The 12,250-nt window shown below is 59.6% G+C and carries 9 protein-coding genes; 2 read left to right on the top strand and 7 right to left on the bottom strand.

From position 1 onward, the window contains the following. Positions 1–76: 76 nt before the first annotated feature. The 4 genes from ACUN8C_RS13560 to ACUN8C_RS13545 all read right to left on the bottom strand — a co-directional run bounded on the left by ACUN8C_RS13560 (position 77) and on the right by ACUN8C_RS13545 (position 4,121). Positions 77–1,258, bottom strand: a complete 1,182-nt coding sequence (locus ACUN8C_RS13560; RefSeq protein ID WP_445619691.1) for a GGDEF domain-containing protein — start codon at positions 1,256–1,258, stop codon at positions 77–79. A gap of 46 nt (positions 1,259–1,304) precedes the next feature. Next, a complete protein-coding gene (locus tag ACUN8C_RS13555; RefSeq protein ID WP_445619690.1) occupies positions 1,305–1,961 on the bottom strand; it encodes an OmpW/AlkL family protein in 657 nt (218 codons plus the stop codon). Positions 1,962–2,130: 169 nt separating this feature from the next. After that, on the bottom strand, positions 2,131–3,798 hold the full coding sequence (locus tag ACUN8C_RS13550; RefSeq protein WP_445619689.1) for a cation acetate symporter: 1,668 nt from the start codon (positions 3,796–3,798) through the stop codon (positions 2,131–2,133). Further along, entirely contained in the window at positions 3,795–4,121 is a 327-nt protein-coding gene (locus ACUN8C_RS13545) for a DUF485 domain-containing protein (RefSeq protein WP_108841839.1), read from the bottom strand. The genes ACUN8C_RS13550 and ACUN8C_RS13545 overlap by 4 nt, the downstream gene beginning before the upstream one ends. A 231-nt stretch (positions 4,122–4,352) precedes the next feature. On the opposite strand from ACUN8C_RS13545, the gene ACUN8C_RS13540 reads away from it, so the two are divergent. Beyond that, on the top strand, positions 4,353–6,278 hold the full coding sequence (locus ACUN8C_RS13540) for a putative nucleotidyltransferase substrate binding domain-containing protein (RefSeq protein ID WP_445619688.1): 1,926 nt from the start codon (positions 4,353–4,355) through the stop codon (positions 6,276–6,278). Next, positions 6,278–7,033 carry a 3'-5' exonuclease gene (locus ACUN8C_RS13535; RefSeq protein ID WP_445619687.1) on the top strand — a complete coding sequence of 252 codons (756 nt, stop codon included), beginning with the start codon at positions 6,278–6,280 and terminating at the stop codon, positions 7,031–7,033. The genes ACUN8C_RS13540 and ACUN8C_RS13535 overlap by 1 nt, the downstream gene beginning before the upstream one ends. Positions 7,034–7,164: 131 nt before the next feature. Here ACUN8C_RS13535 and ACUN8C_RS13530 read toward each other — a convergent pair whose 3' ends face one another. From ACUN8C_RS13530 to ACUN8C_RS13520, 3 genes are all read right to left on the bottom strand, one after another. Beyond that, positions 7,165–8,802, bottom strand: a complete 1,638-nt coding sequence (locus ACUN8C_RS13530; protein ID WP_445619686.1) for a BCCT family transporter — start codon at positions 8,800–8,802, stop codon at positions 7,165–7,167. Between the two features lie 438 nt (positions 8,803–9,240). Next, a complete protein-coding gene (locus ACUN8C_RS13525; protein WP_445619685.1) occupies positions 9,241–10,914 on the bottom strand; it encodes a BCCT family transporter in 1,674 nt (557 codons plus the stop codon). 217 nt (positions 10,915–11,131) lie between these two features. Then, positions 11,132–12,235 carry a cobalt-precorrin-5B (C(1))-methyltransferase gene (locus ACUN8C_RS13520; RefSeq protein WP_445619684.1) on the bottom strand — a complete coding sequence of 368 codons (1,104 nt, stop codon included), beginning with the start codon at positions 12,233–12,235 and terminating at the stop codon, positions 11,132–11,134. Between the last annotated feature and the right edge of the window lie 15 nt (positions 12,236–12,250).

Genomic DNA, 12,250 nt, shown 5'->3' with positions numbered 1-12,250 from the left:
GGCAGGCCTCTTGTTCATGCAAGAGGTGTGCCTGATACGCGAGACAGCGTCATTAAGTTTGACAACGAGGCTTGTCTCAGGCCCGAATTGGAAGCGGGATCGGGATAGAAGGGGCGTCGTGGCGACAGACCCGATTACGGCCTTCGTGCTTGGCTCTATAAAGCGCCTCATCGGCATTTTGAAGTACTGATTCGAAATGACTGGTGTCCGCTTGAGTCGCAGCCACCCCAAGGCTGATGGTGACCTTCAGCGTCTGCGGTTCCAACGAAAAGGGCGCGCGCTCTACGCGACGGCGCAGTCGCTCGGCCATGATGGCGGCTTCTTCGAGCGTGGTGTCGGGCAGCAGTATCAAAAACTCCTCGCCGCCCCAGCGCACCGCCATATCCTGCTTGCGGGTGATAGCGACCAGATGCTGTGCGAACTGCTTGAGCACGGCGTCGCCGGCGTCATGACCCAATCGATCGTTGACTGACTTGAAATGATCAAGATCGATGATGATCACACTTGATACTTCCCCGGTGTGACGATGCGTTTCCCGTTTTTTCAAAACACCCTGCACGGCGCGCCGATTGGCCAGCCCCGTCAGCTGATCGGTTTCCGAGAGACGCTTCAGGGTCATGCTGGAGCGCTCGCTGGACATGGCGATAAACCCGAAATAGATCAGGATGCAAAGCACCTGATCCGCCATGATGGCGGCCTGACCGCTGACCATCATCTCCATGCTCATCATGCCCGTGATTAGCATTATAAAGGGTATAAGCAGGGCAACGAAGTAGATGGAAAAGGCCATGGCCACGACGTATTGCGACAGTATTCGCTGGTGGGGTGGCCTGAGGATTTCGACCACGGCGAGTGCCGTCATGACTGCGGTGACAAAAAAGGTCATGGCCAGCTGAAGAATCTGTGAGGCGTTCAGCCATAGTAGTGCCATGAGCAAAATGCCCGGCGCTATGGTGATCAGCGCCAGCATCCGAATATCGACACGACGCTGATAAAAGATTCTCAGCCCGCTCCATGACAGGCTCAAACTAGAGAAAAATAGCGTGGTGGTGATCAGCGAGAGTGGAAAGGGGGCGATCGGATAGCTCGGGCTTAGCGTCATGCAAAGTGATCCTGCCGCTGATGCGGCCAGCGCCGCCAACCAGTGTCGCAGACAGCGCTCATCGGGCTGGCTGATGACCGTGGCCAGAAAAACCACCAGAAAGGCACACCGGCTGATACCACTGGTCAGATACAGGATCTCGGGATTTAAAGGCATGGCCTTGCGCTACCTCACGCGGGTTCTGCGTCATCAAAAAAGCGGACTAGAATCGATATCCCAGCCCGAGGCCTGTGATGAGCGTGTCCATATCCACTTGAGCGCTGAACCCGTCACTGTCGAAGTAATAGGTTGGCACCCTGAGATACTGCACATTGGCATTGGCAAACCAGTGCCCCCCCAGATGGTAGTCCAGGCCGACCCCCAGCAGGACACTGTTGATGGAGTCGACCTCGAAATCGGGGATGTTGTCGGCCGGTTCAACCTTCAGGGTTCGGGACCAGACCATCCCGGCACCGATATAGGGGTTGATGGTCGAACCCGGACGAAAATGATACTGCGCCATCAGGGCAAGAGCGGCGGTTCTGACGGTGCCGATATCAAAATCGCCCACTGCCGAATCCTTCAGTCGGTAGGGCGTGGAAGAGACCCCGCCGGTCAGCTGCAGGGCCCAGTGATCGGTCAGGAAATAGCTGAGATCCAGCGTGGGCGAGTAAGTGTCGGGTGTTTCGACGTCTCCCCCAATGGTGGGAATGGTGGAGCGTATGCCAATGGGCATAATGCGCGCCGCACCGGCTCTGACAAGCCAGTCCCCCTGGGTGAGTCCTCTGGGGGCGGTGGCCGCCAGAGCCGCCGGCATGGACAGTGCCAGAGCGACGGCCAGCCCTGCCAGCTGACAGAACTTCCTGTGGTATGAGGTCATGGTGATCCGGCCGCTCCGCTTTCTTGTAACTTTGTGTTATGTCGATAGCGGCCCACCGCTCCCAAACTTGAGTTAATAAAAAGGCAGATCGGGCAGGTGCCAGTTTGGACTGGTCAAAAAAAAGCCCTGCTTTTGGCAGGGCGAAGGAGAGAGAGGGGGAATGGAAGGGTCAGTGAGCCACGCTGCCAGAGGCACCAATGCCGGTCTGGGAGCGTACAAACTGAGCGTCGAACAGATCACGTTCACGTTCGGCGGCGGCGGAGTTGTCGGTAACCGAGAACAGCCAGATGCCGATAAAGGCCACCGCCATCGAAAACAGCGCCGGGTAGTCATAGGGATAGATCGGGGTGGCATGGCCCAGTACCTGTACCCAGATGGTCGGACCAAGAATCATCAGCACGATGGCCGTGGCCAGCCCCAGACCGCCACCGATCACCGCGCCGCGGGTGGTCAGTCGGCGCCAGTACATGGAGAGCAGCAGCACCGGGAAGTTACAGCTCGCAGCGATCGAGAAGGCCAGACCCACCATGAAGGCCACGTTCTGACTTTCAAAGGCAATGCCCAGCACGATGGCGACCACCCCCAGCACCAGTACGGAGATCTTGGAGATGCGCACTTCCTTTTTCTCATCGGCGTTGTCTTTCATGATGACGCCGGCATACAGGTCATGCGAGATCGCCGAGGCACCCGCCAGCGCAAGGCCTGCCACTACGGCCAGGATGGTGGCAAAGGCCACCGCCGAGATGAAGCCCAAAAAGATACTGCCGCCCACGGCATTGGCCAGGTGCACCGCCACCATGTTGTTGCCGCCGATGATCGCGCCGGTACTGTCCTGAAAGGCCGGGTTGGTACTCACCAGAATAATGGCGCCAAAGCCGATGATGAAGGTGAGGATGTAGAAATAGCCGATGAACCCGGTCGCCACGAAGACGCTCTTGCGCGCTTCCTTGGCGTTGCTGACGGTAAAAAAACGCATCAAAATGTGAGGCAGGCCTGCGGTGCCAAACATCAGCGCCAGCCCGAGCGAGATCGCCGAAATGGGGTCCTTGACCAGCCCGCCCGGGCTCATGATGGCCAGTCCATTGGCGTGTACGGCCACGGCCTCGTTGAAAAGCCCTTCCAGACTGAAGTCCACGTGCATGAGTACCATTAGCGCCATGAAGCTGGCACCGAACAGCAAAATGGCGGCCTTGATCATCTGCACCCAGGTAGTAGCCAGCATGCCGCCAAAAAGGACGTAACAGACCATCAGTGCGCCGACCACCACCACGGCAATGTGATAGTTCAGACCAAACAGCAGCTGGATCAGCTTGCCGGCGCCGACCATCTGGGCGATCAGATACAGCGCCACCACGGCCAGCGAACCGAAGGCGGACAGAATGCGCACCGGGCGCTTGCTCAGGCGAAACGAGGCCACGTCGGCAAAGGTGTAGCGCCCCAGGTTGCGCAGGCGCTCGGCGATCAGAAACATGATCATCGGCCAGCCGACCAGAAAGCCCATCGAGTAGATCAGACCGTCATAGCCCGAAGTGAACACCAGCGCCGAAATGCCCAGAAAGGAGGCGGCTGACATGAAGTCGCCCGAAATCGCTAGGCCGTTCTGAAAACCGGTGATGTTGCCGCCGGCAGCGTAGTAATCTGACGCCGACTGGCTCTTTTTCGAGGCCCACCAGGTGATGTAGAGCGTGATGCCCACGAAGATCAGGAACATGATAATCGCCGGCACGTTGAGCGCCTGTTTCGTCACGGGACCGGTCAGGGCGTCGGCCGTGGCCGTATTGGCCAGCAAAAGACCGGCAGTGCCGGATAGCGCCATGGCAGGTAGCGAAGCTTTCATTGACCGATCTCCTTGAGCACCCGGGCATTGAGACGGTCGAATTCGCCATTGGCGCGCCGCACGTAAAGGCCGGTCAGCACGATGGCGACCAGAATCAGCCCCAGGCCAATCAGGATGCCCCAGGTGGTGGTCATGCCCTGGGCCAGCGGCGTGCCCAGCACGCCGGGGGCGAAGGCAATCAGCAGGATAAAGGCCATGTAAAGGCTCAGCATGATGATGGAAAGTGTGATGGCAAAGCGGGAGCGCTTTTGCACCAGTTCCTGGAAGCTGGCATTGCGCTGAATATCGCGCCACTGGGTATCGTTGTGCGTTGGTCCACTCATGGCTCATCCTTGTTATTCCGGCAGATCACCGTTTTTATGTGCATGGCCACTAATACTTGCCCGGAAAGCGGGTAAAAGAGCAGAGCACTTTAGTCGTGATTCGACCAAAGAGACGGTCGGCGCGGCAGCGTTGCTGATCGCAATCGCATCAAATAGCCCCATGGGCAGGTACTCAAAAGCATCATGTCGCCATGACGACATGCACAGGGCATGACAGGGAGCCGCAAGCGAATGGATATCGAACAGCTGGAAATTCGCCAGCACATGGCGCAGTACGCGCCCTTTGAATATCTCGGCGACGAATGGCTGGATCAGGTGGCCACTCAGGTCGAGATCAGCTATTTCCAGGCCGGTACCGACATTCTGGCGCTGGATCAGGAGATCAACGAGCTGTGCTACGTGCGCAGCGGCGCCGTTGAAGTCTCAAAGCGCAGCGGCCAGCTGTTCGACCGTCTGGTGGAAGGCGATATCTTTGGCTACTCGGACATCATGCGTAATCGCCGCGTGCGCTTTCCGGTGCGCGCCATCGAAGACACGCTGATTTACTTCGTGCCCGCCGAGCTTTTCGAGTCGCTGCGCGCCGACAACGATGACTTCGCTGACTTTGTCGAAACCGGCGGCGACCGCCTCAAGGCGACGGTCGATCAGCAGCGCAACGACAATCAGATGAGCAGCACCCGGGTGCGGCGTCTTATCCGTCGCAAGCCGACCATGGTGGATATCCACACTCCGATCGGCGAAGTGGCGCGGCGCATGCGCGAGGACAATGTGACCTGCGTGCTGGTGCTCAGTGAAGAGCAGGAGGGGATCAACGGGCCGCGCTACTTCACGACCCAGGAGGGTCAGGTGCGCCGTCTGGCCGGGCTTTTGACCGATCGTGACTGCTGTGTGCGGGCGCTGGCGGAAAATCTCAGCGGGGATACGCCGGTGGGTGAGGTGATGTCGACCAGTCTGATGACAGCCCAGTCGGATGCCTCGATCTACGAGGCGATGATGACGATGCTCAATCACAACATTCAGCATCTGCCCATCCTGTATCGGCGTCGCCCGATCGGCGTGCTGCAGCTCAGCGATGTCATGCGCTACGAGACCCGCAGCAGCCTTTATCTGGTCAGCTCGATCTTTACCCAGTCCGGACTTGCCGGACTGGTACGGCTGAGCGGTGACCTGCCGCTGGCCTTTGCGCGGCTGGTGGATGAGGGGGCCGATGCCCAGATGATCGGGCGCACCATGGCGACCATCTGCAGAAGCTTTATCCGAAAGCTGCTGGAGCTGGGTGAGGCCGAACTGGGGCCGCCGCCGGTGCCCTATTGTTTCATGGTGCTGGGGTCGTGCGCGCGTGATGAGCAGACGATCTTTGCCGACCAGGATCACGCCATGATCCTGGATGAAAGCTTTGTGCCCGAGCAGCATGATGAGTATTTCAAATCACTGGCCGGCTTTGTCAGTGAAGGATTGGCCGCCTGCAGCTATCCCCTGTGCAAGGGCGACATCATGTCCACCAACCAGCGCTGGCGTCAGCCGCTGTCGGTCTGGAAGGGCTACTTTCGTGACTGGATCGAAAATCCCGACCCGGAAGCTTTGCTGCACAGTTCCATCTTTTTCGATCTGGGCTTTGTGCACGGTGAGCTCGACATGCTGGAAGAGCTTCAGGGGCTGGTCTGTGAGCTGGCGCCCAAAAATGCCCTCTTTCTGGCCGCCATGGCGCGCAACGCGCTCAGCCGTACGCCGCCACTGGGGCTCTTTCGTACCTTCATTCTGGAAAAGGATGGTCAGCATAACGACGCCATCGACCTCAAGCGCCGCGGGACGGCGCCGCTGGTGGATCTGGTGCGTGTTCATGCCCTGGCCTGCGGGTCCGGCTCGCAAAACACCATTGACCGGCTCAAGGACATTGCCGAAACGCGTCTGCTGCCCGAAGGGGTCAACGACCGGCTGCGCTACGCCTTCGAGTTCATCTCGATGGTGCGCATCCGTCATCAGGCGGTGGCGATTGAAAGCAATGAGTCGCCGGACAACCGTTTAAGGCCCAGTAATGTCGAAAGTCATGAGCGTCACAATCTCAAGGATGCCTTTGAAGTGCTCAGCCATGCTCAGAAATTCCTGAAGTTTCGCTACCCGGTGCCCTCCGGTGCAAGTCGGGGAAGGGGGCGCTGATGCGCGACTGGCCGCAGCGACTGCAAAAGCACTATCGGCGCTGGCAATGGCATCGCCGCGGGCGGCTGGTGTCCGAATGGCCGGCCTATCTGGCGGATCGAAAGGACAAAACGCGCGATGACCGGCTGGCGCGCTATTTCGGGGCCGGGACGCTGGACCCGCAGACGCCCATCAGCGAGGTGCCGCTGGTGGCGCTGGATATCGAGACGACCGGGCTTGATCCATCGCGTGACAGCATCGTCAGTATCGGCGTGCAGCCCTTTACGCTGAATCGCATTCCGGTGGCCAAAAGCCGCTACTGGGTGGTGTCACCAAGGCGTGCGCTCAGCAGTCGTTCCGTGATCTATCACCGTCTGACACACAGCGATCTGGCCAATGCGCCGCGCTTTGACCAGGTGATTGGTGAGGTGCTCGAGCAGCTGGCCGGCCGTCTGGTGGTGGTGCATTACACCCGAATCGAGCGCGAGTTTCTCAATGCGGCAGCGCGCCATTACCTAAAGGAGCCGCTGCTGTTTCCGCTGATCGATACCATGGCGATCGAAGCCTGGCAGCACCGCCGGCTGCCCTGGTTTCAGCGCCTGATCGGTCGGCGACCGGTGTCGCTGCGCCTGCATCCCAGTCGTGAACGCTATAACCTGCCGCCCTATCAGGCCCACCATGCGCTGATCGATGCGCTGGCCACGGCCGAGCTGTTGCAGGCGCAGATTGCCCGCCACTACGACCTGGACACTCCGGTGGGCGCGCTCTGGGAGTAGGGCGCCTGCCCGGACAGCATGTTCTATCCACGAAACATGTTCTACCCATGAAACATGCTCTACCCACTAAAAAGGCGGCCCGAAGGCCGCCTTTTATATGCCCATCATGGGCGCTGAGACGTTACATCACCCTAGTAGCGTGGCTCCGAGCGCAGTCCCTGGATGATGGCGTAACACGCGGCCAGCAACACGACGGTGAAGGGTAAGCCGGTGGCAATGACCGCCGCCTGCAGCGCGGTCAGACCGCCGCCCAGCAGCAGGGCAATGGCAATGGCGCCCTGTATCATGGCCCAGAACACACGCTGTGGCTTGGGCGCATCGACCTTGCCGCCGGCGGTAATGGCATCAATGACCAGCGAACCGGAGTCCGAGGAAGTGATGAAGAACACCATGACCAGAATGATGCCGATAAAGGAGGTGATCGACGTCAGCGGCAGCTGGCCCAGCATGGTGAAGAGCTGAAGCTCGAGTGCTGCGTCCTTGACACCTTCAAACCCGCTGGTCATCTGATGGATGGCAGTATCACCAAAGGTGGTCATCCAGAGGATGGACACCACGGTCGGCACCAGCAGCACGGCAATCAGGAATTCACGTACGGTACGGCCACGGCTGACGCGTGCAATGAACATGCCCACGAACGGGGACCAGGAGATCCACCAGGCCCAGTAGAAGGCCGTCCAGCCATGAACGAAGTTGGTATCTTCACGCCCGAAAGGCATTGCCAGGGCTGGCAGGTTCTTGATGTACGAGATCGTGTTCTCGAAAAAGCCGGTCGCAATGAGCATGGTCGGCCCGACAATAATCACGAATATCAGCAGTAAAAAGGCCAGGGCCATGTTGATCTGCGACAGGCGCTGTACGCCCTTGTCGACCCCCAGCATCACCGACAGCAGGGCGATCATGGAGATACCGATGATCAAAATGACCATGGTCACATCGGTATTGGGGATGCCGAACAGATAATTCAGACCGGCAGACGCCTGAGACGCCCCAAGACCCAGTGAGGTTGCAAGCCCGAACAGCGTCGCAAACACGGCCAGAATGTCGATGATATGGCCCGGCCAGCCCCAGATGCGCTCACCCAGAATCGGGTAGAAGATCGAGCGCATGGTCAGCGGCAGGCCCTTGTTATAGGAAAACAGCGCCAGCGACAGGGCCACAATGGCGTAAATGCCCCACGGGTGCAGGCCCCAGTGGAAGATGGTGGCCGCCATGGCCATGGACTGCGCCTGAGCCGAATCGCCCTGCGCGCCGCCCAGCGGTGCCCAGGAATCCCCGGTGATGGCCGTGCCATAGTGGGTAATCGGCTCTGCGACCCCGTAAAACATCAGCCCGATGCCCATGCCGGCGGCGAACAGCATGGCGAACCAGCCGGTATAGCTGAAATCCGGTTTGGCATGCATGCCGCCGATACGGACTCGGCCCAGCGGGGTAAAGATAAGTCCTATCGCGACGATGACAAAAATATTGGCGGCCAGCAGAAACAGCCAGCTAAGATGGTCGGTCAAAAAGCTTTTGGCGCCGTTGAAGATGGGTGCCATCTGCTCTGGCAGTGCGAGCGTGACAATCACGAACAGCAGGATGACCAGCGAGGAGACGGTAAAGACCTTGCCGTGCAGATCAACACTGAAACCGAATCGGTTGGTTTGAATGTTGTCCTGGCCAATGACATAGTCTGTGTCAATCAGGTTGGCTTTGCCGCTGGGGGCAGGTATGCCCTCGCTGCCCTGATCCCTGTCGTTGTCGTTATTTCCGGGTGTCTGACTCAATTGTTTTCTCCATTACAGCTGCGAAGGCGCTGGCAGGTTGAGCAGTAGCCCACCACAGTACAGCAGGAAAGATAGCTGAATGAACCAGTGGTTTGAATGCCCGAATGCGACATGCTGCCCATGCAGTCACGTCGACACCGTTCGAAGGGATACGTATTCACTTCCTTGAACACCGTAGCCCTTCGATCAAACACCAGCGCTTTACGTTTTATCACATTAAATGTCGCAACCCCAGGCGAGAAGGCCCTTCGGTGGTCGTATCCCGTGTCATGACATTCCTGTATCGCCGCGGAACTTCGGGCGTCATGCGGTTTTTTGAAGTCCTCTTTTGTCGCGGGCGACAAGCGTTGGACCATCAAAAACGGGGCGACCAAAAGGCCGCCCCGCATCACTTCTCTGGATCTCCCACTGCCTCAGGAGTGCAGTGAGCGCCAGCCATTACGTCAGCTTCTTCGCCCGGGGTTCTGACATCAGCCCCTTGATGACGCCGAAGCAGCCCACCAGCAGCACCACCGCAAACGGCAGGCCGGTGCAGATGACCATCGCCTGCAGGGCGCCAAGACCACCACCCAGGAGCAGCGCAATTGCGATCACACCGCTGATCAGTGCCCAGAACAGACGCTGAGAGGTCGGTGCATCGATCTTGCCACCGGCGGTGATGGTGTCGATCACCAGCGAGCCGGAGTCGGCAGAGGTGATAAAGAACACCATGATCAACAGCAGACCGATCAGGGAGGTGACCGTCGACCAGGGCAGATTGCCCAGCATGACAAAGAGCTTGAGCTCCAGGGCTGCATCGGCCACGCCCTGCATGCCGGAATCCACCTGGAAGATGGCCGCGCCGCCAAAGACGGTCATCCACAGAATGCAGACGAGGGTAGGCACCAGCAGCACGGCAATCAGGAACTCACGCACGGTACGGCCGCGGCTGACGCGTGCAATGAACATGCCCACGAACGGGGACCAGCTGATCCACCACGCCCAGTAGAACGCCGACCAGGACTGGCTGTAGTCGACATCCTCACGGCCGAACGGCATCGACAGCGCCGGCAGGTAGGTGATGTAGGCCCAGATGTTATTGAAAAAGCCAATGAGCAGGTCAAGCGTCGGGCCGGTGAACAAAATGAACAGCAGCAGCGCGAACGCCAGGCCCATGTTGAGCTCGGAGAGATGCTTGAGACCCGCATTGACGCCAGCCGCCACCGAACACAGTGTCACGGCCGTGATCGCCACGATCAAAATGACTCGCGTGGTATTGGTGTCAGGCACGTCAAACAGGAAGTGCAGACCGGCGGCCGCCTGCTGCGCCCCCAGACCGAGCGAAGTGGCAAGCCCGAACAGGGTCGAAAAGACCGCCAGGATATCCACGATGTGGCCCGGCCAGCCCCAGATGCGCTCACCCAGAACCGGGTAGAAGATCGAGCGCATGGTCAGCGGCAGGCCCTTGTTAAAGGAAAACAGTGCCAGCGACAGGGCAACCATGGCGTAGATCGCCCACGGGTGCAGCCCCCAGTGCAGCATGGTGGAAGCCATGCCGAGCTGGCGTGCCGCCGTTTCGTCTCCCATGGCGCCGCCCAGCGGAGCGCTGTCGACACGCACACCGTTTTCAATCGAGGTGCCCCCCATGGCCGCCGTATAGTGCGAGATCGGCTCGGACACGCCATAAAACATCAGCCCGATGCCCATGCCGGCGGCAAACAGCATGGCGAACCAGCTGATATAGGTGTGGTCAGGCCTGGCTTCGGCACCGCCCAGTCGCACCTTGCCCAGCGGGCTGAAGATCAGACCAACGGCGAGGATCACGAAAATCGCGGTCGACAGCATGAAAAACCAGGAGAGATTGGCGGTCAGCCAGTCCCGCATGCCGTTAAAAAGCGGCTCCATCTGCGACTGCATGGTGAGCGTGAGGACCACGAACACCAGTACCAGCAGCGACGAGATGCCAAATACCTTGCCGTGCAGATCCACGTTGAAGAGCATGCGGCCCTGGAAGTTGTCCTGTCCGATCACATAGTCGGTATCGATCAGGTTGGAGTCGCCAGTCGGCGCCGGGATGCCTTCTCCGGCGCCGCTGGCCGTCTCCTTCTTTTCATTTTCCGGTTCTTGCGCCAATGTCGTTCTCCATCTTTGTTCCCTGGTAACGTCGCAGGACGAAACGGGCTGAATGAGTGTCAGGTCGGGGGTGGCCCGGGCGTTTTTTGTGGCATCGGTCAGGAGGGTAGACGCTGCTCAAAAATACTCATAACTTTCAATGTTTTCTGTCAGTGAAATTTGGGAAAAATGTTCAGAAGTGTCACAGGGGCGTCAGGCCGACACGGCGGAGGATGCACTACTGGCAGAGGCGCGAAACGCTGCGGCCGACACAAAGGCCGTTTCGGTCAAACACCATGACGTCGAGCTGGATGCCGCTGTGACGCAGGACCTGCTCGGCACGAACATGGGCGCTTTCTGCCAGCAGATCTCCCAGCGCAATGCCTGCCCCGTCGGCAAGCTCAAAGGCCTCAAGGCCCGAGTTGGCATCAATGATGCGCTCAGCCAGTGCCTCATCACCGCCCGCCTCGCGTGTCAGCCTTGCCAGTCGCTCAAGATCGATGGCGCCGCGTTTTGAGTGCACATCCAGCATGCCCTGACCGAGCTTGGCCATCTTGGCGATCCCGCCGGCAATGGTCACCTGTGGTACCGGATGCTGGCGCAGGTACTTGAGCATGCCGCCGACAAAATCCCCCATTTCGATCAATGCGCTCTCATCGAGGGCGTAATGCGCCTGCACCGCGGTTTCCGACGTTGAACCGGTCGAGCCGGCAATGTGTGGCAGACCGCGGGCGCGAGCGACATCGATGCCGCGATGGATGGAGTGAATCCATGCCGAGCAGGAAAACGGAATCACGATGCCGGTGGTGCCCAGCACGGAAAGTCCGCCCACGATGCCCAGCCGTCCATTGAGCGTGCTGAGCGCGATGCGCTCGCCTTCATCGATGGCAATGGTCACTTCCAGATCCACCTGATGATGGCCGGGCATCTCGTGCGCCACGGCCTCAAGTGCCTGACGAATCATGTGTCGGGGGACCGGATTGATCGCAGGCTCACCGGGTGGGATGGGCAGACCCGGTCGGGTGACCGTACCCACGCCCGGACCGGCCCTGAACACCAGACCGGAGCCCGCCTTCAGCGGTCGAACCGTGGCGCGCACCAGCACCCCGTGCGTGGCATCCGGATCGTCACCGGCATCCTTGATGACACCCGCCATGGCCCAGTTATCGCCGCGCTCATGAACGGCCAGCGCAAAGGCTGGCGTCTGTCCCTTCGGAAGCGTGATGGTGACCGGGTCGGGAAATTCCCCGCACAGCAGCGCTGTATAGGCCGCCCGGGAAGCGGCAGTCGCGCAGCATCCGGTGGTCCAGCCACGTTTGAGAGGAGCGCGTTCCTGGGTCATGGCGCGTCGGCGTTT

It is taken from the genome of Kushneria sp. Sum13 (assembly GCF_052692355.1).
This window is presented reverse-complemented; position numbering and strand designations above follow the sequence as displayed.